9 protein-coding genes are annotated in these 24,627 nt (G+C 67.1%); 2 read left to right on the forward strand and 7 right to left on the reverse strand.

Annotated elements, in window-relative coordinates; all coding sequences use genetic code 11:
• The first annotated feature begins 6 nt into the window (after positions 1–6).
• Positions 7–843 (forward strand): DegV family protein, encoded by an 837-nt coding sequence (locus N415_RS03330; RefSeq protein ID WP_068177200.1) that lies wholly within the window; start codon positions 7–9, stop codon positions 841–843.
• Here the strand turns inward: N415_RS03330 and N415_RS03335 are convergent.
• From N415_RS03335 to N415_RS03365, 7 genes are all read right to left on the reverse strand, one after another.
• Entirely contained in the window at positions 826–3,747 is a 2,922-nt protein-coding gene (locus N415_RS03335; protein WP_068177202.1) for an MMPL family transporter, read from the reverse strand. The two genes, N415_RS03330 and N415_RS03335, sit on opposite strands and share 18 nt — an antisense overlap.
• The gene (locus N415_RS03340) at positions 3,744–4,181 is read right to left on the reverse strand and encodes an MmpS family transport accessory protein (RefSeq protein ID WP_068107905.1); all 438 of its coding nucleotides are present in this window, start codon (positions 4,179–4,181) and stop codon (positions 3,744–3,746) included. Before N415_RS03340 ends, N415_RS03335 begins: the two co-directional genes overlap by 4 nt.
• Before the next feature lie 144 nt (positions 4,182–4,325).
• Entirely contained in the window at positions 4,326–5,384 is a 1,059-nt protein-coding gene (locus N415_RS03345) for a dihydrodipicolinate reductase (protein WP_068177203.1), read from the reverse strand.
• A 114-nt stretch (positions 5,385–5,498) separates the two neighbouring features.
• Positions 5,499–7,247: an AMP-binding protein gene (locus tag N415_RS03350; RefSeq protein ID WP_068177205.1), complete on the reverse strand. Its 1,749-nt coding sequence runs from the start codon at positions 7,245–7,247 to the stop codon at positions 5,499–5,501.
• A gap of 44 nt (positions 7,248–7,291) precedes the next feature.
• Complete coding sequence (gene pe, locus N415_RS03355) at positions 7,292–8,422, reverse strand: acyltransferase PE (RefSeq protein WP_068177206.1); 1,131 nt, start codon at positions 8,420–8,422, stop codon at positions 7,292–7,294.
• A gap of 53 nt (positions 8,423–8,475) precedes the next feature.
• The gene (locus N415_RS03360) at positions 8,476–11,487 is read right to left on the reverse strand and encodes an MMPL family transporter (protein ID WP_081665046.1); all 3,012 of its coding nucleotides are present in this window, start codon (positions 11,485–11,487) and stop codon (positions 8,476–8,478) included.
• 75 nt (positions 11,488–11,562) lie between these two features.
• Entirely contained in the window at positions 11,563–12,984 is a 1,422-nt protein-coding gene (locus N415_RS03365) for a condensation domain-containing protein (RefSeq protein ID WP_068177243.1), read from the reverse strand.
• 453 nt (positions 12,985–13,437) lie between these two features.
• Here N415_RS03365 and N415_RS03370 point away from each other — a divergent pair, with 453 nt between their 5' ends.
• Positions 13,438–24,621: a type I polyketide synthase gene (locus tag N415_RS03370; RefSeq protein ID WP_081665049.1), complete on the forward strand. Its 11,184-nt coding sequence runs from the start codon at positions 13,438–13,440 to the stop codon at positions 24,619–24,621.
• The last annotated feature ends 6 nt before the right edge of the window (positions 24,622–24,627 follow it).

The following is a 24,627-nucleotide window of genomic DNA, read 5'->3' on the forward strand; positions in this document are numbered from 1 at the left end:
GCGCCCATGGCCGTCGTGGTGGTGACCGATGCGTCGTCGCGCCTGCCCGCCGATCTGCTCGAAAAGTGGGCCATCCGCGTGGTTCCGTTGCACATCCTGCTCGATGGCCGCGACCTCCGCGACGGCGTGGACGACATCCCCGACGACATCTACAAGCAGCACGCGACCACCGCGGCGGCCACCCCGGCCGAACTGGCCAACGCCTATCAGCAGGCGCTGGCCGACAGCGACGGTGACGGCGTCGTGGCGGTGCACCTTTCCTCGGCGCTGTCCGGAACCTACGGGGCCGCCCAACGGACCGCGGCCGACCTCGACGCGAACGTGCGCGTCGTCGACTCGCGCTCGGCCGCAATGGGAACCGGGTTCGTGGCGCTGGCCGCCGCCCGCGCCGCGGCCGACGGCGGCGACCTGGGCGCCGTCGCGGGCGCAGCCACTTCGGCGGTGTCGCGCGGCCACGCGTTCGTGGTGGTGCACCGGCTGGACAACCTGCGTCGCAGCGGACGCATCGGCGGGGCCACGGCGTGGCTGGGGACCGCGCTGGCGCTCAAGCCGCTGTTGCGCATCGATGACGGCAAACTCGTTCTCGCCCAACGGGTGCGGACCGTGACGGCCGCGACCGCGGCGATGATCGACCGGGTGTGCGAAGTCGTCGGCGAGAACTCCGCGGCCCTGGCGGTGCAACATGTGGCCAACCCGGAGGGCGCGAGCGAGGTGGCGGCGGAGCTGGCGCGGCGGCTGCCCGCCTGCGAGCCGGCGATCGTCGGTCCGTTGGGCCCGGTGCTCGGGCTGCACGTCGGCCCCGGGGCCGTCGCGGTGTGCCTGGACTTAGCTCCTGGCGCCTGACGCCACCGGTGCCGCCACGGCCGGGGGACGGCCGTAGTCACCGCGCGGGTGCACGACGAGCGGCCACCAGAACCAGCGACCGAGCAGGGTGGCGATCGACGGCATCAGCAGCGTGCGCACGATCAGGGTGTCGAGCAGCAGGCCGATGCATACCGTGGACCCGAACTGCCCCAGCACGCGCAGTTCGCTGCCGAGCATCGCCGCCATGGTGAAGGCGAACACCAGGCCCGCTGCCGTCACCACCCCACCGGTGCCGGCCATCGAGCGGATGATCCCCGTCTTGAGCCCGTGGTGGATCTCCTCTTTGAACCGCGACACCAGTAGCAGGTTGTAGTCAGATCCGACCGCCAGCAGGATGATGACCGACAGCGCCATCACGATCCAGTGGATTCTGATGCCGAACAGGTCCTGCCAAATCAGCACCGACAGCCCGAATGACGCGGCGATCGAACTGGCCGCGGTGCCGACGATCACCAGCGCAGCAACCACGCTCCGGGTGAGCAGCAGCATGATCATGAAGATCAGCGTCAGGGCCGACACCACCGCGATCATCAGGTCATATTTTTCGCCGTCGGCCATGTCCCGGAACGTCGCGGCGGTTCCGCCGAGATACACCCGGGCATCCGACAGCGAGGACTGTTTCAACGCCTCCTGCGCGGCGGTGCGTTCGGCGTCGACCCGTGCGATGCCCTCCGGCGTCATCGGATCACCCTGATGGGTGATGAAGAACCGGGCCGACTTACCGTCCGGCGACAGGAACATGCGAAGGCCCGTCTGGAAATCGGGGTTGTCGAAGGCCTCCGGCGGCAGGTAGAAGAAGTCGTCGTTCTTGGACTGATCGAAGCTTTGCCCCATCACGATGGCGGTGTTGCTCATCGCCTCCATCTGATCGATCATCGCCTTGAACGTCTGGTAGAGCGTCAGCGTGATGCCCCTGGTGTTCTTCAGCGTCGAGATCAGCACGGGGAACAGCGCATTCAGGTCGTGGGTGGCCTTGGCGGTGTGCGCGATATCGGCGGTGAGGTAGTGGAACTGCTCGGCGAGCTGATCGAAGCCGTCGAACGTGTCGAAGAGGGACCGGATGCCGATGCACAACGGGATGTCGTAGCAGTGCCTCTCCCAGTAGAAGTAGCTACGTACCGGCCGGAAGGTGTCGTCGAAATCCGCGATGTGGTCGCGCAACTTGTCGGTGATCTGCGATGTCACCTCGGTGGTCTTCGCGCTGTCGTCGGCGGCGTTGGCCAAATCCAGCGACACCTCGTACTGGCGTTGCGTGGTGTCGATCTGGGTCTGCAGATCATCGGCCATCCGCAGGATGTCGGCAATGCGGTCCTTGAGGAAGCTCATGTTCTGCATCGTCGTCTGGCTCTGGATGCTGTTCTGGAACGGAATCGAGCTGTGCTGGATGGGGATTCCCAGCGGCCGGGTGATGTCCTGGACCATGGCGATGCCCTGCGTGCGCATCTCGTTCTTTGCCACCCGGTCCAACACCAGCATGTCGGCCGGGTTTCGCATGTCGTGGTCGGACTCGACCATCAACAGGTCGGGATTCATTCGCGCCTCGGAGAAATGCCGGTTCGCCGCCTCTTGCCCTTGATTGGACGGGGCTGACAACGGCAGGTAATGGCGGTCGTTGTAGCTCGTGTGGTAGCTCGGCAGGGCGATCATGCCGACCAGCACGACCGCGCCACTGACGGCCAAAATCGGTGCGGGCCAACGCACTACCGCGGTGCCCACCCGCCGCCACAGCCGACCGCGCTTGGCCTGCCGTTCGAAGAAGTGGAAGCGGCTGCCGACGAAGACCACGGCGGGCCCCAGGCTCAGTCCGGCCGCGACCACGACCAGCATGCCGATCGCGACGGGTGCGCCCATGGTGTTGAACCAGGGCAACCGCGAAAAGCTCAGGCAATAGGTCGCACCGGCGATCGTCAGGCCCGAACCCAGGACGACCGGAGCGACGCCCTTGAACGTGGTGTAGTACGCGCTTTCTCGATCCTCGCCGGCGGCGAGCGCTTCCTGGTAGCGGCCGACGAGGAAGATGCCGTAGTCGGTCCCGGCGGCGATCGCCAGCATGGTGAGGATGTTCGCGGCGAAGGTGGTGAGCCCGAATGCGTTGTGATACGCGAGAACCGCGACGACCCCGCGCGCACACGCCAGGGCGACAAAGGTCATGAACAGCTGGAGCAGCGTGGTGACGATGGACCGGTAGACCAGCAGCAACATGATCGCGATGGCGCCCAGCGTGAACAGGGTGATCTTGGCCAGGCTGGCGTTGCCGATGATGTGCATGTCGTCGGACAGCGCGGCGGGACCGGTGACGTAGGCCTTCACACCGGGCGGCGCCTTGTTCTCCTCGATCACCTTGCGGACCGCGTCCACGGACTCGTTGGCCTGTGTGGTGCCCTGGTTACCGGCGAGGTTTATCTGCACATAGGCGGCCTTGGCGTCGGCGCTCTGTGCCCCGGCCGCGGTCAGCCGGTCTCCCCAGAAGTCCTGGATGTGCTGGATGTGCTTGGAATCCTGCCGCAGTTGGCGAATGACGTTGTCGTAGTAGTGGTGCGCGTCGGGGCCGAGGGGTTGTTGGCCCTCCAGCACGATCATGACGGTGCTGTTGGAGTCGAATTCGCGGAAGTTGTGGCCCATCCGCATCATGGCCTTCATCGACGGCGCGTCCAGCGGAGCCATCGGCGCCGAATGCGCCTCGCCGACTTTTTCCAGCGTGGGGACGATGACATTCACCAACACGGTGACCGCCACCCAGCCCAAAATGATCGGTATCGCGAAGATTCGGATCGCGTGGGGCAGATACGGGCGGTGGCCGCGATCCGCCATGCTGGGCTTGGTTCTGATCGGACCGGTGTCCGCCGTGCTCGCGTCGCGCTCCGCCTTGTCGATGTCGGTCATGCGGACTTCACCAGGCAGAAGGTCTGGGCGTTGTGGCCGTCGGAATTCTGGCTGTCGCGGACGACGCCGTCCACGCTGATCTTGCAGCTGATTCGGCTGCCGTCGCTTTGCGCCATGATGTTGGCGCTCACCGAGGGAAGCGTGGTGGAGATGGTGGTCGACCAGGGCAGCGGCGCGTTGTTGATCTGGTGGGTGTTGGCGTTCTCGTCCCAGTAGTTGATGTTCGCGGTGGATCCGGGCGGCCCGGAGATGTCGTAGACGACGACCTTCGGATTGAACTGCACGATCTCGATCCCCTTGCCCGCATTCGCGTTGAGGTCCTGGGACCCGAAAATTTTGTGTAGCCGCGAGACCACCAAGGCCGAGACGGCGAGCACGACCACCAACACCAGAGGAATCCACGCTCGCCTGAGCGCCCGGGTTAGGGCCTTCATCTTGACCGCCTTCCGCTCGCCCCGTGCGGATCACCGCCGTCGCCGACAACACCCGTTGCCGATACATTGCTCAGCTAAGCATCGTAGACCTAGTGCACGGAACCGTTCCTCTGGGTCCGCGCTAACGGGGCGGCCGACGCTGGGTTAGCGCGTCACCCGGCCGGTGACCGGCGGCAGATCGGCAAGCGTGACAATCCCGGGCCTGGCTGCGACGACAGCCGGAACGGCGTTGGTAACCGGCATCGCGGTGTAGATCATTCCCAGTCCCATGAAGCCGGGTTCCGTCCAATCCTTCGGCGGCAGGCAATGCAGGACGGTGCGCATGTTGGGCAGGCCGAACACCTGGATGACGTGGCCGTGCTCCAGCGGTTTGGGCGGGACCACATGGCTGCCCATGGTCCAGTTGAATCCGACGCTGACCACGTTGCGGTCGCCCTCCCAGCCGCGGTGGTAGCCGTAGACGCTGCCGACCGTTCCCTCGGGGATCTTCATGAAGCCCAGATCGGAGTCGGCGGTGGCCGCGGTGAACGTGACGTCGAACGTCATCTTGTCCAGTTTGGCGCCGACCGCGTCGGCCATCATCGCGGCCGATTCCGCGAAGACCTCGCTTTCCCGGCGGACGCTTTCCGCCAGTCCCGGCGTGTCGGGGTCTTGCGAGAACCCCATCGCCGTTTGCGTTTCCGCCGACTCATACGTCGAGCAGTCCACCGACTCGGTGATGCGGATCTCGTCGACGCGCTCGCACGATGCGGACAGCACCATCCCGACCATGTTCGTCATCCCGGGGTGCGCTCCGCTGCCGAAGATCGTCGCACCGCCCCGTTCGCAGGCGTCCTGGATGCGCTTGCGGTCCTGGGGTGTTTGCTTGCCGCCGGTGATCCAGGCGGCGCTGGTGCACACGTTGACGCCCGACTCCAGCAGCCGCACCAGTTCGTCGACGTTCGGCCACAAGGGGTTGTAGCAGCACGCGTCGGGTCGCAGCGCCAGCAGCGCATCGATGTCGTTGGTGGCCTTGATCCCCGTCGGCTCCGGCCAGCCGGACAGCTCGGCGGCGTCCACGCCGACCTTTTCGGCGCCGTGGGCATACACCCCGACCAGTTCCATGTCCGGTCGGCCGATGATGGCGTGCAGCGACCGCCGCCCGATGTTGCCGGTCGTCCACTGGATCACGCGATAGGGACGGTCTGCGCTGGTCGGGCTCATTGGGGGCTCCTTTGCCGGTGCGATTGGACCCATTATGTTCAACCCGGCCCGCGAGAATGCGGGCCGGTCGTCCCGATCGACGGGAGGCCGGCCGAGTTCCTACGCGGGTTCGGCTTAGCCGTCCAACCGGGTGAATTGGTCGCGGCGGTATTGCTCGACGCACGCCGCGCGCCGGATCTTGCCGCTCGTCGTGGTGGGAATCGACCCCGGCGGCACCAGAACGAGGTCGCCGACATTCACGCCGTGCGCGTTGGATATCGCGGAGGTGACGTCGCGCTTGATGCAGGTGAGCCAGTGCCCGATGTCCTGGGCGTCGTCGTGGGAATGGCCTCGCTTCTTGAGCTCGACGACGGCGACCAGCTCCTCGGTGCTTCTGACCGGAACCGAGATCGCCGCGACCCGGCCGCCCGTGATCTGCTGAACGGTCGCCTCGATGTCCTCGGGATAGTGATTGCGCCCACGGATGATCAGCAGGTCCTTGATGCGGCCGACGATGAACAGGTCACCCTCGAAGATGAAACCCAGGTCCCCGGTCTTCAGCCAGGGGCCTTCGGGGGTGCCCGGCGACGGGTCGGCGAGCGTTGCGCCGAAGCAGCGTTGCTCCTGAAGCGGTTTGCCCCAGTAGCCGTCGGCGACATTGGGCCCGTGCACCCAGATCTCGCCCACCAAGCCCTGCGCGCACTCGCGGTTGGTGTCCGAGTCGACGATCCGCAGCGTGGGTGATTGCGGCACTTGGTATTTGACCAGCGCGGTGCCGGTCCCTTCTGCACATCGCCGCGCGCGGCCCGCGGACAGCTCGTCGATGTCGAAGGCGACCGCGCTCGACGACTCATGCCAGGTGCCCGCCGTGACGAAGACGGTCGCCTCCGCCAATCCATACGAGGGACGCATCATGTGGTCGCGAAAGTTGAAGTGGGCGAACCGGTCAACGAAACGGTGCAGCGTTGCCGGCTCGACGCGCTCGGCACCGCTGATGATGCCCAGCACCTCGCCGAGGTCGAGCCCGGCCAGGTCGGCGTCGGTTGTCTTGCGGGCGGCCAGGTCGAAGGCGAAGTTGGGCGCCGCCGACCAGGCATGAGGATTCTCGGCCAATGACCGCATCCATCTGGCCGGCCTCTCCAGGAAGGAAACCGGACTGGTCAGCTCGCCGCGATAGCCACCCAGGATCGGCGCGCAGATTCCCAGCACCAAGCCCATGTCGTGGTAGAAGGGCAACCACGACACGATCGTGGTATCCGCGGGGGCTTTGACGTGGGAGTCCGCGAAGAAGCTGCGCATCAGCTGCTCGAAATTCACCTGGAGATTGCGGTGCGAGACGATTACTCCCGTCGGCGCCCGCGTCGAACCCGAGCTGTACTGCAGATAGGCGATGCTGGGCATGTCGGCCGCCCGAACGCTCGTTCCGCCCTCCGCGTCGAGATTGAGCGAATCCATTTCGATGATCTTGGGAACGGTGGCCAGGCGGGCCTCGTCGACGTATTTGACGATGTCTTCGGCGACCGCCGACGTCGTGAGCACCACCGAGGGCGCCGTATCGGAAAGGACCGCACTCACCCGCTCATGGCTCGAGCCCTTGTGCGGCAACAGCAGCGGAACCGCGATCAGCCCGGCCTGCATGGCTCCGAGAAACGCCTCGACGTAGTCGAGGGATTGGGGGGCCAGGATCACCGCACGGTCTCCGACCGACCCGTGCTGGCTGAGCTCGCGTGCCGCGTTCATGGTTCGGCGGGACACCTGTGACCACGTGAGGCTGTGCGGAACTCCGGCCCAATCGTCGGTGTAATCGGTGAACGTGTACGCCACGTCGTCGGGCCGCAGGCTGGCACGTCCGTGCAGCATGGACAGGATTGTTGACTGAGCCATCGGGGTTACATCACGTCCGTAGTAGTTCGTCGACTCCGATGGAGTCAGTGGTCGGTTTGCAGCGCGCTGTGCGACAACACGGACATGGCACCGGCGAGAATCTGGGAGAACGGGTCCGCGCCGCCGCCGAAGGTCGCCTGGTTGGCCGGCGCGGTGACCTCCGCTGGATCGAAGCCATGCACCGGGTCCACCTGAACCGGGGCGGTCGACGGGTCGTCGTTTCGCGAGTAGCCCGCGTTCACCCTGGGGATCAAGATGGCGTCGAGTTTGTTCAGCGTGTCCTCCGGGATCCCGATGTATTTCAGCGGCATCACCAGCGGAAGGTGCTTCTCCGGCACCATGATCGTCGTGTCTTTCGCGCCCCGGGAGTTGATCGTGGTTCGGATGTTCTGCGGCGGCACCATGCTCCGGTTGGTGAAGGCCACCGCGGTGTGACCGGTGGCCAGACCCATCAGCGTGTTGGCGAAGGCGAACAAGTTGTCGGGCCGGTCGGGGAAGTCCGCGATGGAGTCGTACGCGGCCACGAACCTGTCAGTGTCGTACTGGCTCTCGTAGGTCGGCGGCATGGTGTAGTCGAGCGCGGGAACGGTGCTGCCGACCGGGAACACGGCGGTCAGAAAACTCTGACCGAAGGCGTGATGCCCGATCGGGTCGCCGAATGTGGCGAAGTTCAGCGTGTTTGGCGGCGGGGCGGTCGGGTCAGTTGCCAGCCGCGCCTGCGCGCCGTCGACCACGAACCCGCCCTCGGACAGGCCGATCGCCGTACCCGGGCGACCGTTTTTGATCGCGGCAACAAGGTTGTCCACTCCCGTGTCGACCGACTCGCCGACGCTGGGGCCGTCCAGACCCAGACCCGGGATGATCTCGTCGCCGGCCTTGCCGATTCCCGGGAAGAGCCGCCCCAGCACGTGGCCTTGAACCTGCCCCGCCGGGTAGTCGATGATTTTGCGCTGCTGGCCGGGAAACCACTGGGCGCCCTCCTGGCGGATGTACTCGTCGTAGGGGATGCCAAGAACGTGAGCGCCGCCGAGGGCGTACGCCGTCTGGTCGCCCGGGGCCCCCGGCGTCGGCGGTCCGCCGATGGGCGTGTCGTCGGCCGATGCCGCCCCCACGCCGAAATACACTGTGGCGCCGACAGTTACCAGCGCGGTAGCCCTTGCGAGTGTTTTGTTCATCCCTGCCCCCGACCGCTGTGCTTGTCTAGTTTCACATACATGAGGTGTGCCTGCTAACCGGTTTGCGGCTCGGCGCGTCCGAGTTGCGAGCGCCGCGGGTTCGGCCGCGACGGCCACCAGTTCGCCCGCCCGAACAGCGCCGCGACGGCCGGCACCGTGATGGTGCGTACCAGGAAGGTGTCCAGCAAAATTCCGACACCGATCACGAAACCGCCCTGAACCACGGTGCCGATGCTGGAGAACAGCAGGCCGGCCATCGAGGCCGCGAAGATCAGGCCCGCGGCGGTGATCACACCGCCCGTCGAGCTCAGCGTGCGAATGATGCCGTAGCGCACGCTGTTCGGGGACTCGTCGCGCATTCGCGAGACGAGCAGCATGTTGTAGTCGGCGCCGACCGCGACCAGGACCACGAATGCCAGCGGGGGCACGCTCCAATGCAAGTGCTGGCCCAGCATGAACTGGAAGAACACCACACCGATGCCCACCGCCGACAAGTACGAAACGACCACGGACGCAACCAGATAGAGCGGCGCGACAATCGCACGCAGCAACGCGATCAGGGTCAGGAGCACGACGATGAGGGTCACCGCGATGATGAACCGGATGTCGTGCTGGTAGTAGTCGCGCGTGTCCTTTAGGCCGACGGTGTATCCCGCCATCGAAATCTTGGCGTCCGCCAAGCTGGTGTTCGGTTGGGCTCCCCGAGCGGTCGCGGTGATCGCGTTGACCTGATCCATGGCTTCGGTGCTGAACGGGTTGAGCTTGGTCTGAACCAAATACCGCACCGAGTGGCCGTCCGGCGAGATGAAGACCTTGGCGGCCTCCTGGAACTCTTTGAGATGTAAAAGCTGCGCCGGGATATTGAACCCGGCCATCGCCGGTTGCGCCGCATCGTGTTTGAGCGACAGCAAAAACGTCGCCGACTCACTCAGCCCGGCACCCAGCTTCTTGACCTGCTCGACGAGTTGGGCCACCGCGTCGGCCACCTGCCGGCTCCCACCCGCGAACCGGTCCGCGCCGTTTTGCAGGCTGTTCAGGTTGGACTGCAGGCCACCAGGCTGATCCATCCCCATGGTGCGCAGCACGTTGGTGAGCTTGCCGACCGCGGTGCGCAGGCGATCGGTCGACGCCTTCAGGGTCTGTCTGTCCGGATAGGCCTGCAGCTGGTGGGACAGGTCGTTGATGGCGTCGAGGTCCGCTTGGTCGCGGGAGCCGACCAACTGCTCGAACGTCCCGCGGGTTGCGCTGCACGACGCATCGGCGTCGCAGACGGGGTTGCCCTGCAGCGCCGCCAGCACCGGGCCGATCCAGGCGAACATGTTCTTGGCGGCCGAGAAGTTCCACCCCATGGTGTTGGTCAGCGAGTTGACGTGGTCGACGAGCTGGGCCGCGATGTCGACCTCTTTGACCAGCGTGTCGCCGCTGTACTGGTTCTTCGTGGAGGAAAGGGCGTTTTCCAGTTCCTGCACGCTGGCGGCGAGCTGGCTGACCTGGCCGCGCACGTCGCCGAGGCTGTCGGCCAGCGTGCCGGCGCCTTCGACCAGCCGGTTGAGGTCGTTTGTGTGCTCGTTGATCAGGGTCGACCCGCCGGCCAGAAAGGAGCCGATGGCGCCCGCCTGATAGGTGGCTCGGAATTGTTCCGGCACATTTCCGGTGGGACGAGTGATGCCGCTGATCGCGGCGATGTTCGGCAGCTGGCTGACGCGGTCGGCCATCTGTTCCAAGTCCGCGAGGGCCTGCGGCGTGCGGAGGTCATGCGGCGATTGGATGAGGATGTACTCCGGAATCGACTGGTTCACGGGGAAGTGGCGATCCAGTGCGGCGTACCCGATGGAGCTCGGGGCCGAAGCCCGCAGGGCTTTGCGGTCGTCGTAGTTGTAGCGCACCAGGCCGGCGCAACTGGCCAAAATGATCAACACCAACACGCTGGCAACCAGGTGCGCCTTCGGCCGGCGCACGATGCGGATGCCCGAACGCCGCCAGAACCGGGCGGTCAGCTCGCGCCGCGGCTTGACCCAGCCGCGGGGGCCGGCGAGCACCAGGATCGCGGGCAGCAAGGTCATCGCGGCGAGGAATGCCACGGCGATCCCGATGGCCGAGGACACCCCGACCGTTTCGAACACTCCCATCCGGGCGAAGCTGATGAGGAGGAAGGTGAGGCCCACGGTGGTGGCGGACGCGGTGATCACTTTCCCGATCGAGATCATCGCCCTCTTGACCGCCTGGTCGTAATCCGCGCCGGACCGCAGGTAGTCGTGATATCGGCTGGTCAGAAACACGGCGTAATCCGTTCCGGCGCCGGCCATGATCGCGCTCAGGAACACGATGGACTGGTTCGAGACGCCCGAGCCGGTCAGCTGGGAGTAGCCCGCCACCAGCGCCTGGGCGATCACCAGCGACAGCCCGATCGTGATCAGCGGCAGCAGCATGGTGACCGCGCTGCGGTACACCACCAGCAGGACGATCAGCACCAGCACGGAGATAGCCAGCTCGATCGGTAGCCGGTCCCGATTACCCGCGACCGTGAGGTCGGCGACGGTCGCCGCGGGTCCGGTGACGTTTACGGTGAGATGCGTCCCGGGTGGGGCCTGTTCCATCGTGCGTTTGACGATGTCGGCAATGCGGTTGAAGGCGGTGTAGGACTGGGGAGTGCCCAACTCGCCCGCCACGCCGACCGGCAGTACCCAAGCCTTGTGGTCCTGGCTGGTCACGACCGAGCGCAGCGGTGGGGTGCTGATGAAATCCTGCAGCATCACGACGTCTCGGGTGTCCGCGCGCAGGGCGTCCACCAGTTTTCGGTACCCGGCCTCGTCGGCGGGGCCGAGCCCCTTGTCGTCAGTCAGGACCACCAACAGGAGATCTTCCGACGCCGATTCGTGAAACGCCTCGGTCATCTTTCGCGCGGTGACGTTCGACGGTGCGTCGCTGGGCAGGATCGCGAGCGGATGCTTCTGGGCCATCTCGTTCAGGGAGGGGAGGGTCAGCGGCATGGCGACCGCAATAGCCACCCAGAGCCCGATCACCGCCCAGGGCCACCGCACCACAAAATCGGCTAGCCGTCGCATATTGGCCTCACCTCAAACCACACGATTTCGCATTCCGAGAATATTTCCCATTCCGAGCCATTGAACTACTTCACGCTAGGCAACGCGTCCCCAATGGCCGCTGTCGGCGACCCGCGCGCACACGGACTTCATTGCTTCCATGTAGCGGGTGGCCGATTTCAGGGCGACGGGATTGTCGGGATACATGATCGCCATTGCCGTGCCCTCGCCGTACCGAAACACGTAAATGGTCAATTGATACGAATAGCGACCGTCGGAATAAATTCCCAAATTATTCGCATAACCCAGGTCAGCCGCGGCAAGGACGGCGTTGAGCGGCGCGGCTCCGCCGTGCAGGAAGTTCGATACCGGAAAATTCGGCTCCGGCCACTTCAACCACGGCGCCAATTCCAACACGCGGTAATACGGCACCTTCGCCAAGTCCAGACCCGAATCGAAGGAAGCCTGCGCCGCCCACGCGGCCTCGGCGAACGAGGCCGCGGCTATTGGCACCGTGATCGGAACCAAGCCGGTAAACCAACCCTGCGTCATGAAATTGTCCGTGGTCCTGCGGGTGTCCCTGGGGGTGAGGCCGTAATACGTAAGGGCCCCGGTGAATTCGTGCTCTACCAGGGCAAAGCAGGCGAACAGGCCGCCGATGAAGCGCGCACCGACGGCGGTGCAGGCCGACTCGAACCGCTCCGTCTGTTCCGGGTCCATCAGGAATTCGGATAGCAACTCACTGCCGCTCGGCTCCGACGGATCACCCAGCGGGAGCGGAAATTCGGGAAAGCCTCCGTTGTTGTTCTCGGCGAAGTCGACCCAGGCGCGCACCTGCGGCGACTCCAGGGTCAACGCCGACACGTACTGGCGCTCGCGCGCACAGAAATCGTTGAAGCTGCCTGCCTCGGGAAGCGCGAGGGGTTCACCGCCGCCGCTCAGCGCCGCATACATCCCGCTGGCCTCCAGCATCGTCGTGCCGACCAGCGTCGCGTCCCCGTGAACATGATCCATGGCGACAAAGAAAGTGAAATGACCCTCGTTTCGGACGATTCCGAAGGTGAAACAGCCCCACTCCAGCGGATTCGGAATGGCCACCAGATGCGCCCGAATCTCCTCAACCGTCATCGTGCCGTGGTCGATCGGCGTGAATTCAATATCGGCGGGATCGCTGAGGGTGTGCCTGATGAACTCCCCATTTTCAGTAGGTTCGAACCAGCTGCGGAAGGTGTCATGCCGGCGCAGATACGCATTGACGGCGTGATCCATGGCGGCGATGTCGCACTGGCCGGGTACATCGCAAGTGGCGATGATCTGCCGAGAGAAGTCAAGCCCGGCGGCCGTCCGCTCGTGGTAGTTGCGAAGGTGCTGGCCTTGCATGTAGCTGACGGGCACCGAACTCACCGGCGCTTGGCGGGCCTTCTCCAGGGACGCGGCCGTCGGATGCCACGAGATGACCGATCCCACGGTGGGCGTCCAGTCACCGAGTGAGCCGATCCTGATTTTCCCGATGCGCAATATGTTCTCCCCGAGTTTCACGGCGGCACTTCGGCCCCGCCGGTAGCGAGACCCAAGATAGCCCCCTCCGGCAGCCACCGTCCCCGACATGCACATATCCGCGCCCAACTGCTCATGGGACGGCGGGCGCCGGTCATCGAACGCACCGTGCAACGGGCCCCGCCGGGCCTTGCCGACAGCCGCAGATCATGACATCTGCGCGTCGCGGCGCCGGGAACCGGCCGGCGCTTGTAATACTGGTCCGCGTAGGCGATTCGGCTGCGGCAACCCGGGCTGGATGTGTAGATTCGCGATGACAGTCGCTGTAAGGCAGTACCCGGGGGGGTTCTGCCAGCTCTGGTCCTGGGTGTGTGCAGTGAGCGGCCTAGGACGTGGTTCGAAGTAGCCACGGCTCCGGTGCCGCAAGGGCCCGCGGGCATCAAATTTTCCGGTCGAAACGGGGAGGACAACCGCATGACATCCGTCGAGGACCCGATGGAGCGGGCGTCGGCTTCTGGGGGCTTCGCGATCGTCGGGTACGCGGCGCGTTTTCCGGGTGCGGCGGATGCGGACGAATTCTGGCGGGTGCTGGCCGAAGGCCGGGATGCGATATCGGAGGTGCCCGAGGACCGGTGGGATGTCGACGAGTTCTTCGATCCGGATCCCGATGTGCCCGGCAAGGTTGTCACCCGTCGGGCGGGCTTCGTCGATGACGTAACCGGGTTCGACGCGCCGTTTTTCGGCATGTCGGCGCGCGAAGTCAGGTTGATGGACCCGCAGCATCGGCTGCTGCTGGAGACGGCGTGGCGGGCGGTGGAGCATTCGGGCACCGCGCCAACGGCTTTGGCGAATTCCAACACCGGCGTGTTCGTCGGTTTGGCCACCCATGACTACCTGGGGATGGCTTCCGGCGAGCTGGCTTATCCCGAGATCGAGGCCTATATGGCGATCGGGACGTCGAACGCCGCGGCAGCGGGCCGGATCAGCTATCGGATGGGGCTGCAGGGCCCTTCGGTCGCCGTCGACACCGCATGCAGTTCGTCGTTGGTGGCGATCCATCAGGCATGCCAGGCGCTGCGGTTGGGGGAATGCGACCTCGCGCTGGCCGGCGGCGCGAACGTCATGCTCACCCCGGCCACCATGATCACCTTTTCCCACGCACACATGCTCGCGCCAGACGGCAGGTGCAAGACCTTCGATGCGGCCGCCGACGGCTACGTGCGCGGCGAGGGTTGCGGTGTCATTGTCGTGAAGCGGCTCGAGGACGCGATCCGCGACGGTGACCGCATCAGGGCGGTGATCCGGGGCAGCGCGATCAACCAGGACGGTGCATCGGGTGGCTTGACCGTCCCGAATGGCATTGCGCAGCAAAAGGTTATCGCCGAGGCGTGCAAGCGCGCCGGCATCGCACCCGGCGACGTCGGCTACCTGGAGGCACACGGAACCGGGACCTCGCTGGGCGATCCGATCGAGGCGCAGGCGGCAGGCGCGGTGTTCGGCGAGGGGCGCGACCCCAGCCGTCCGCTGTTAATCGGTTCGGTTAAAACGAATATCGGCCATCTGGAGGCCGCCGCGGGGATCGCGGGCGTGATCAAGGTCATCCTGGCGCTCGAGCACGAGTTGCTGCCGCGACACCTGCACTTCCGCACTCCGTCGCCACACATTCCATGGGAGCGGCTTGCGGTGCAGGTCGTGCAGGAGGCCACCGCCTGGGAGCGCGACGGCCGGCCACGCATTGCGGGAGTCAGCTCGTTCGGCTTCGCCGGGACCAACGCGCACGTGATCATCGAGGAAGCGCCCGCAGAGGCGGGGCAGGTCGCGGTCGCGCCCGGTCCGGGCGACCAACGGTTCCGGGTGCTTCCGCTCTCGGCGCGCACGCCGGCCGCGCTGGTGCAGATCGCCGATCAATACCGCAGCTGGTTGAGCGCGCACCCGGAAGCCTCGTTGACCGACGTCTGCTTCACCGCCGGGGTGGGGCGAGCGCACTTCGAGCACCGCGCCGCGTTGGTGGTCAACTCGAAGGAATCCGCCGCCGAGCTGCTCGGTGCGCTCGCGGACGACCGGCCGGCGCCCGGCCTGCTGCGCGGGCTGTCCGACGACACGCCGAAGACCGCGTGGCTGTTCACCGGTCAAGGCAGCCAGTACCCGGGCATGGCCCGAGAGCTCTTCGACACCGAGCCGGTGTTCGCCGAGACGGTGAACCGCTGCGCGGCGGTGGTCGCGGACGTTCTCGAAAAACCGCTGCTGGATGTGATTTTCGACGTGGATGGCCCCGACAGCGAAGAGACGTTGCGGCAGACCTCCTACGCCCAGCCGGCCCTGTTCGCGGTGGAGATGGGCCTGGCCCGGCTGTGGCAGTCGTGGGGGTTCGAACCGGACGTCGTGCTGGGCCACAGCGTGGGTCAATTCGCGGCGGCCTGCGTGGCGGGCGTGTTCAGCCTGGAGGACGGCGCGCTGCTGATGGCCGAGCGCGGCCGGCTGTTCGGCAGTCTGCCCGAGGGTGGTCGCATGGTCGCGGTGTTCGCGGCCGCCGAGCGGGTCGAGGCCCTCACCGACGAATTCCCGAGCCTGTCGGTGGCCGCCTACAACGGTGCCAACACCGTGCTTTCGGGGCCGGCGCAGGATCTGGACCAGGCGGTGGCCCGGCTGGCGGCCGATGGTGTGCGATGCGACTGGTTGGACACCAGCCACGCCTTCCACTCGTCGTTGCTCGATCCGATCCTCGACGACTTCGAGTCGTACGCGAATCGGTTTGATTTCAGTCCGCCGCAACGGATTTTGGTGTGCAACCGCACCGGGGCCGCGCTCGGTAGGAGCGTGAGACTCGACGGCGCCTACTGGCGTCGCCACGCGCGCCAACCAGTGGAATTCGCCAAGAGCGTGCGCACCCTCGCCGAGCTGAATTGCAAGGTGTTGCTCGAGATCGGCCCGCAACCGGTGCTCACCGCCGCGGCCCTGCGGGCCTGGCCCGACCCGGGCACCGCGCCGCGGGCGATCGCCTCATTGCGTCGCGGCGCCGCCGACCACCGCCAGATCGGCGAAGCCCTCGCGGGTGCGTATGTCATGGGCCACCTGCCCGACTTCGCCGCCGTCACAGGACCGGCGCGCAAGCTCGACCTGCCGACCTACCCGTTCCAGCATCGCGAGTACTGGTATCGCGATAATCGGGAGCGGCCCAACCAGCAGCAGAACACCGCCACCAGCACCGAAACCGTCCGGCTTCTGGAGGACGGCCGGATCGAGGAACTCGCGGCGCTGCTCGACGGCACGAGCGGCGACCAGCAGACCTTGCATGTGCTGAGAAAGCTTGCCGCACAACACAACCAACAGCGTGACACGCGTTCCATCGCGGATGACCGCTACGAGGTTCGCTGGGAGACGTCCACCGCCGAGCCCGCAAAGGTCCCGGACCCCGACGCCGCGCTGCCGGCGTGGCTGCTCATCGGCAACGATGCCGAAGCGGTTCGGCCATTGGTCGACGTGCTGACCTCCCGTGGGCACCAGCACCGGATTCTCGGGTTGCCGGTGTCCGACGCCGACGAGGAGCACCTCGCGGCCGCCTTGCGCGCCGCGGAGGCTGACGAATCGACGTTGCGAGTCCTGCACGTCGCGGCCCTCGATTCCGACACCGCACCGTCGGCGCGGTCGCTGTTGCGGATGCAACACCGAATCCTAGGTGGAACACGGCGGCTGTTCCGCGCCGCGGTGTCCGCCGAACTGCGCGCGCCCATCTGGGTGGTAACCCGTGGCGCGCAACGGGTCACCGACGCGGACAGCGTGTCGCCGGATCAAAGCTGCCTCTGGGGATTCGGTCGCGCCGCCGCGCTGGAGCATCCGCAGGTGTGGGGTGGACTGGCCGACTTGCCGCGAGGCAGCGAAGACGACGCCGACGAATGGTCGCGGCTGATCGACCGGCTGACGGCCGCACCGCGCGAGTCGGGCGTCAGGGAAGACCAAGTCGCGCTGCGTGATCAGGCCGTCTACGTGCCCCGGCTGGTTCGACGGGCCGGCTCGCCGGCCGCCGCACCGCTGGCGCTGCGCGGCGACGCAACCTATCTGGTGACCGGAGGGTTGGGTTCGATCGGACTGGAGATCGCCGGCTATTTGGCGGCGCACGGCGCCCGGCATCTGGTGTTGACCGGCCGGCGCGCCCCCAGTGACGCCGCGCAACAGCGCATCGATGGCATCCATGAACAGCACGGTTGCGAAGTCCGGGTCATCGCGGCCGATGTCTCCGATGCGCACGACGTCGCGCGCCTGTTGGCCACCGTGCAGGCCGAACTGCCGCCGGTGAAGGGCATCGTCCACGCCGCCGGCGAAATCGGCACCACCCCGCTGCGCGCCCTGGACGACGACGAGGTCGACCGGGTGTTCGCCGGGAAGGTTTGGGGCGCTTGGAATTTGAGCGAAGCCGCCCTTGACACGTTCGGCCTGCAGCTGGACTTCTTCGTGAACACCTCGTCGATCGCCTCGGTGTGGGGCGGGTTCGGTCAGACCGCCTATGGCGCGGCCAACGCCTTCCTGGACGGGCAGGCCTGGCGACTGCGCGAGCACGGCGTTCCCGCGATCAGCGTCAATTTCGGTCCCTGGTCGGCGGGCATGGCCGACGCGGATGCCCGTGCCCGACTGGATCGGCGCGGGGTCCGGACATTGGCTCCCTCAGACGCGCTGGCGGGGATGGCCGAGCTCATGGCGGCTGCTGCCGCGCAGGGGGTGGCCAATGGCGTTGTGGCCCGGATCGATTGGGCCCGCTTCCTGCCGCTCTACCAGCAAGCGGGACGCCGGTCATTGCTCGCCGAGCTGGAGCGCGAGGTGCCGGATTCCGTTGCCGCGCTGCCCTTGTCGCGGCCGTCCGGGCCGACTCGACTGGTCGAGCAGCTCACCAATGCACCGGTGCAGCAGCGCAAGAAACTTCTCGTCGATTATCTGCGCGAGGCGGTGGCGGAGGTGACGCGCGTTGACGCGTCGGAGATCCGCGAGGACGCCGGGTTCTTCGATCTCGGCATGGATTCGCTGATGGCGATCGAATTGCGGCAGCGCCTCGAGCAAGGAGTGGGCAAGGAGATACCGGCGACGCTGGCGATGGACCACCCACGCCTGGTGGACGTGGCGGACTACCTGCTCGCCGACGTGCTCGGGATCGGCGAGCAGACCGAGAGCAAGCCCCGGCCGGCGGCGGCGGTGCCGACGCGCACGGACGAGCCCATCGCGATCGTCGCGGTTGCGTGCCGTTTTCCCGGCGCGCCGAATCCCGAAGCGTTCTGGGAGTTGTTGGCGGGCGGTGTCGATGCGATCCGGGAAATTCCGGAGGACCGTTTCGACGTCGACGAGTTCTACGACCCGGACCCGGAGACCCCGGGCAAGATCTACAGCCGCTTCGGCGGATTCATCGACGAAATCGACGGGTTCGACCCGGAATTCTTCGGTATTTCCCCGCGCGAGGCTGTGTGGATCGATCCGCAACAGCGGCTGATGCTGGAAACCGCGTGGGAGGGCCTGGAGCGGGCCGGCTATTCCCCAGGGGCCTTGCGCGGCAGCCGAAGCGGCATCTTCGTCGGGGTGGGTGCCAACGAGTACTCGCATCTGCTGTCGGCCGGCTCGGTCGAGAAGCTCGAGCCCCACTTCATCACCGGCAATGCACTCAATGCCATTTCGGGCCGGGTCGCGTTCGCACTCGGACTCGAGGGACCGGCCGTCGCGGTCGACACCGCGTGCAGCTCGTCGCTGGTGGCCGTCCATCAGGCCTGCCAGGCATTGCACTCCGGTGACTGCGATTTGGCGTTGGCCGGTGGGGTGAACGTGTTGCTGAGTCCGGTAACCATCATCGCCGCGTCACGCGCCAGGATGTTGTCGCCCGTCGGGCGGTGCAAGACCTTCGACGCCTCCGCCGACGGCTATGTGCGCAGTGAAGGCTGCGGGATCCTGGTGCTCAAGAGGCTGAGCGACGCAGTGCGCGACGGTGACCGGGTTTGCGCGGTCATTCCCAGCAGCGCGGTCAATCAGGATGGCGCATCGAGCGGTTTGACGGTACCCAATGGTGGTGCGCAGCAACGGCTTATCAGCTCGGCGTTGGCCCGCGCCGGTCTCACCGGCCGGGATGTCGACTACCTGGAGGCGCATGGGACGGGTACCGCGCTGGGTGACCCGATCGAGGTGCAGGCGGCGGGGGCCGTCTTCGGCGCCGCGCGGGACGCCGACCGGCCCCTGCTGATCGGGTCGGTGAAGACCAACATCGGCCACCTCGAGTCGGCATCAGGGGTCGCCGGTCTGATCAAGGTCGTGCTGTCGCTACAGCACGAAATGCTGCCGCAGAGCCTGCACTTCGAGACGCCGTCGCCGCACATCCCGTGGGATTCGCTACCGGTGCGCGTCGTCGACAAGGCGATTCCGTGGCAGGCCAACGGAAACCCCCGACGGGCGGGCGTCAGCTCCTTCGGCTTCACCGGCACCAACGCGCACGTGCTGATCGAGGAGGCGCCACCGCTCTCGACCGCCGACGAATACTCGACCAGCGACGTCTTTCGCGACGATACCGCGGCAGCGGAGTCGGACGCTCAGGACGAACCGGTCGAGGTGCTGCCGCTGTCCGCGCGCTCACCGGAGGCGTTGGTGGCGTTGGTGCAGCGATACGGGGAATGGCTGAATGCCCACCCGAAGGTCGACATCGCCGACGTGTGCTTCACGGCCGGGGCCGGGCGTTCGCATTTCGAGCACCGGGCCGCGTTGGTCGTGGATTCGGTTCAGGGCGCCCGGGAAGCGCTGGCCGAGTTGGCCGAGAACCGGATGCGGCCGGGAGTGGTGCGCGGCGAGTGCACGGACCCGCCGACGACGGCGTGGTTGTTCACCGGGCAGGGCAGCCAGTACCCGGGGATGGCGCGCGAGTTGTTCGATGCGGAGCCGGTTTTCGCGGACACGGTGACCCGCTGCGCCGAAGCGGTCGACGGAATGCTGCCGCGCCCGTTGCTGGAGGTGCTGTTCGCAACGGACCGGGAAACGGCCGGTGAGGCCGGGAAGATGCTGCGGCACACCTCTTTTGCGCAGCCCGCGCTTTTCGCAGTCGAGATGGGTCTGGCCCGGCTGTGGCAGTCCTGGGGCATCGAGCCCGACGTGGTGCTGGGGCACAGCGTGGGCCAGTACGCGGCGGCGTGTGTGGCCGGGGTTTTCAGCCTCGAGGACGGGGCCCGGCTGATCGCCGAGCGCGGCCGGCTGTTCGGCAGCCTGCCCGACGGCGGGCGAATGGTGGCGGTGTTCGCCGACGCCAAGTACGTCGAGGAGATCGCCAACGACTTCCCCCTGGTGTCGGTTGCCGCCTACAACGGCCCGAACACGGTGCTCTCGGGACCCGGCGACGACCTGGAACAGATCTTCGCCAGGTGCGGTGGCGACGGGATCCGGTGCAGCTGGCTGGAAACCAGCCACGCGTTCCACTCGGAGCTGCTGGAACCGGTCCTCGGTGAATTCGAGTCGTACGCGGCGCAGTTCGAGTTCGCCGTGCCGACGTTGCCGCTGGTGTGCAACCGCACCGGCGCCGTGCTGACCGCGGAAACCCCTCTGGACGCACAGTATTGGCGGCGGCATTCGCGCCAGCCGGTGCAGTTCGCCGAAAGCGTGCGCACCGTGGCCGCGCTGGGCTGCTCGGTGTTGATGGAGATCGGTCCGCAACCGGTTTTGACCGGCGCCGCGGTGCAGGTCTGGCCGGAACACCTCGCCGCGCCGCGCGCGATCGTCTCGCTGCGCAAGGGCATCGGCGACCGGCGCCAGATCGCCGAGGCGGTGGCCGCGGCCTACGTCAGCGGCCACCGGCCCACGTTCGCCGCGCTACACCGTCAACCCCGTCGCAGGCTCGAACTGCCCACCTATCCGTTCCAGCGCCGTCACTTCTGGCCCAAGACCGCCGGGATCGCCGGCATCGACGGACCGGGCGCCGGAGTATCCGGAATCCTCGGCAGCGCAAAGGAGCTCGCCTCCGGCGATTCCGTCTACACGAGCCGACTCTCCGTCAAGTCGCAGCCGTGGCTTTCCGATCACGTCATCTACGGCACTGTCGTCGTTCCGGGCGCGACGTACGCGGCCATGGCGCTCGCCGCCGTCGGGCCGCCGGCGCGGGTACAGGACGTGTTTTTCTACGAGCCGATCATCCTGCCCGAGAGGGCTTCTCGCGAGGTGCAGCTGACCCTGCACCCGCTGGAGGACGGAGGGGGCTGGAGCTTCCGCGTGCACAGCCGCCCCTACGGCGTCAGCGATGCCGAATGGTCGCTGAATGCCGACGGGACCCTGAACACCGGACTCAGCCCTGTCGCTGATGTCGCTGATGCCGGCGCGGGACCCGCGGAGTCCGAGGATTCGATCGACACGGCGATCGAGCGGATGAACCGCATGCGTCCGCAGCAGCTGTTCGAAACCTTCGCCGACATGGAGCTGGCCTGGGGGCCCAACTGGTCAGGTTCGCTGAAGTCGCTGTGGCTCGGTGAGGGCGAGGCGATCGGCGACATTACCGTCGGCGAGGAACTGGCCGAACATCTCGGAACAGAGCCGATGCATCCGGTGCTGATGGACCTGTGCACCGGTGTCGCGTTCCCGGCGTTCCCGGCGCTGCTGGCGGCCGAACAGGGCGTCTCCGACCTGTTCTTGCCGTTGCGATACGGGCAGGTCGAGCTGCGCGAGAAGATGCCGCGGCGGTTTTACTGCCGCGCGAAGTGGCACACCAGCGGCCTCGACAGCGAAACCCAGGTCTTCGATCTCGACTTCGTCGATCGCGATGGCCGCCGCCTCGGCGGGATTCGTGAGTTCACCGTCAAGCGGGCGCCCCGGGAGGCGTTGCTGCGCGGGCTGGGCGGCGACGCCACCCGGCTGCTGTACACCCTCGGCTGGCACGAGGTGCCGGCCCCGCCGTCCAGCGGTGACGCCGAGGGCCCCGGGAACCTGAACGGCACCTGGCTGGTTGCCGGCTTCGATCAACTCGCGGCCGAGCTGCCGGGCTGCATCGCGTTTGATCCGGCCACCGACCCGGAGCCCGTGGGGCAGCTGTTGGCGCAGGCCAAGGAGCGCGGCATGCCGTTCTCCGGGATCGTCTGGCGCAGCGCCGGACCGAGCGCGGAGGAGTCGGACGCGCAAGCGGCCGCCCGCCTCGAGGCGGGGATCGCCCAGTTGCTCAGTGTCGTGCACGCGGTACAGGCCGACGGGAAGCTCAAACTTCCGAACGGGCTGTGGATCATCACCGAGCGCGCCGTCGCGACCGAGTCCGGCGAGCCGGTCGACCCGGTGCAGGCGGCGCTGTGGGGACTCGGGCGCACCATCGTCAACGAGGAACCGGCCCTGCGCTGCAGGCTGGTCGATTGCGACGGGTCGGAGCAGGCCGTGCACTCGCTGGCGGGTCTGCTCGGCGCACCGATGGAAGAGCCCGAACTCGCTGTGCGGCAAGGCAAGTTCCTGGCGTCCCGGTTGCTGCAGTGGTCGCGTAGCGGTCATCTCGCGTTGCCGCGGTCAACCGATTACGTCCTGGCACCCACCGAGCGCGGCGCGATCGACAACCTGCGCCTGACCGAGGCGGAAGTGCCGCCGCCGGGCAACGGCTACGTCCAGGTCCGCGTGGAGGCCGCGGGGTTGAATTTCCGGGACGTGCTCAATGTGCTGGGCCTCTACCCCGGCGATCCGGGTCCGATCGGCGGCGACTTCGCCGGCGTGGTCACCCAATTGGGCGGCGGCGTCACCGGACTCGAGGTCGGTCAGCGCGTTTTCGGCTTCATGCAGGGTGCGTTCGCCAGCCGGTTCAACGTGCCGGCCCAGCTGCTGGCGCCGATTCCGGACGGGCTGAGCGCGGTGGACGCGGCGACGATCCCCGCTGCGGCGCTGACGGCCCGGCTCGCATTCGACTGGGCGCAGCTTCAGCCCGGTGACCGCGTCCTCGTCCACGCCGCCAGCGGCGGTGTCGGACTGGCCGCCATCCAGATGGCGCAGCAGCACGGCGCGATCGTGTTCGCCACCGCCAGCACGTACAAACGCGCGACGCTGCGCAAGCTGGGCGTGGAACACGTCTACGACTCGCGCAGCACGGATTTCGCCGACCAGATCCTGGCCGACACCGACGGCGCCGGCGTCGACGTGGTGCTCAACAGCCTGACCAACGAGGGGTTTGTCGAAGCGACCGTGCGGGCCACCGCACAGAATGGCCGCTTCGCAGAGATCGCCAAGCGCGACATCTGGACCCCCGAGCAGATGGCGGCGGCCCGTCCCGACATCGCCTACGAGATCGTCGCGCTGGACACGGTCACGTTCCAGGAGCCCGAACGCATCCGCGGCCTGCTGGCGGAGGTGTCGGAGGGGCTGGCCGCCGGTGAGTGGGCGCCACTGCCGGCGGAGATCTACCCGCTGACCGAGGCGAGGACGGCGTTCCGCCGCATGCAGCAGGCCCGGCACATCGGCAAGATCGTGCTGCAAATGCCGAAACCGCTTCAGCCGCGCGGCGATCGGAGCTACCTGATCACCGGTGGACTCGGGGCGATCGGCCTGCACCTGGCGGCGTATCTGGCCCAACTCGGCGCCGGTGACATCGTGTTGACCAGCCGGCGCGCACCCGACGCGGACGCGCAACGGGCGATCGAGGACATCGTCGAGCGATACCACTGCCGCGTCCACACGTTCGCGGCGGACGTCGGCGACGGGGCGCAAGTCGAAAAGCTGCTGGAGCGGATCCGTGCGGAGTTGCCGCCGCTCGCGGGGGTGGCCCATCTGGCGGGCGTGCTCGACGACGCGCTGCTGTCCCAGCAGAGCCTCGAGCGTTTCCGGACGACGTTGGCGCCCAAGGCTTTCGGCGCCAGCTACTTGGACAGGTTGACGAGAGAAGACGATCTCGACTTCTTCATCGTGTCCTCCTCGGTGGCCAGCCTGCTCGGCTCACCCGGCCAGGCCAACTACTCGACCGCCAACGCGCTGCTTGACGGGCTGGTGGCGGAGCGAAGGGCGTACGGCTTGCCGGCGACCGGTGTCAACCTTGGTCCGTGGGGCAAGGGCGGCATGGCGTCTTCGGAGGCCGCGCGCGCCAATCTCGGTGCGCAGGGCCTGATTCCGCTGGAACCCGCGGCCGCCCTCAACGCGCTGGCCGAGGCCGTCGCCAGCGGGACCGCGCAGGCGACCGTGATCAAGGCCAACTGGCAGCGCGCCGCGAAGCTGCTGGGCAGTTCCCGCCCGCCGATTCTCGACCTGGTGTTGCCGAGTGCCGTCACCGAGCCGACCGGCGACAGCGAGTTGCTCCGGCAGCTGCAGGAGATACCGGTGGCCCAGCGCGCCGGCTTCATCACCGAATTTCTGCAGCGCGAAGTGCAGGGCTTCCTGAGGCTCGCGCAACCGCCCGCCGCAACTAGCCGCTTCCTGGACCTGGGTACTGATTCGCTGATGGCGGTCGAATTGCGCAACCGGCTCTACAGCCAGTTCGGTGGGGCGTTCACGATCAACGCCACCGCGGTATTCGACTATCCGACGATCGGCGGGCTCGCCGAGTACCTGGCAAGCCAGCTACCGGATGCGGAATCGGAGCCGGCCCCGGCGGCCCCGCAGGAGGCGGAAGCGCCCGCGGAGGAGGCCGGATCGGCTGCGGCGGAGCCGAGCCCGGAATCCATTGCGACGAGCCAGGAATCCGCTGCGCGGCCGGACCCGAGTTGATGCCCC

Source organism: Mycobacterium sp. UM_CSW (assembly GCF_000455205.1).
Taxonomy (GTDB): Bacteria; Actinomycetota; Actinomycetes; order Mycobacteriales; family Mycobacteriaceae; genus Mycobacterium.

Excerpts from the sequence above, each read along its gene's own strand:
- N415_RS03335 (WP_068177202.1), bottom strand. The coding sequence starts at position 3,747 with ATGACCGACATCGACAAGGCGGAGCGCGACGCGAGCACGGCGGACACC.
- N415_RS03360 (WP_081665046.1), bottom strand. The coding sequence starts at position 11,487 with ATGCGACGGCTAGCCGATTTTGTGGTGCGGTGGCCCTGGGCGGTGATC.
- N415_RS03350 (WP_068177205.1), bottom strand. The coding sequence starts at position 7,247 with ATGGCTCAGTCAACAATCCTGTCCATGCTGCACGGACGTGCCAGCCTG.
- N415_RS03330 (WP_068177200.1), top strand. The coding sequence starts at position 7 with ATGGCCGTCGTGGTGGTGACCGATGCGTCGTCGCGCCTGCCCGCCGAT.
- pe (WP_068177206.1), bottom strand. The coding sequence starts at position 8,422 with ATGAACAAAACACTCGCAAGGGCTACCGCGCTGGTAACTGTCGGCGCC.
- N415_RS03340 (WP_068107905.1), bottom strand. The coding sequence starts at position 4,181 with ATGAAGGCCCTAACCCGGGCGCTCAGGCGAGCGTGGATTCCTCTGGTG.
- N415_RS03370 (WP_081665049.1), top strand. The coding sequence starts at position 13,438 with ATGACATCCGTCGAGGACCCGATGGAGCGGGCGTCGGCTTCTGGGGGC.
- N415_RS03345 (WP_068177203.1), bottom strand. The coding sequence starts at position 5,384 with ATGAGCCCGACCAGCGCAGACCGTCCCTATCGCGTGATCCAGTGGACG.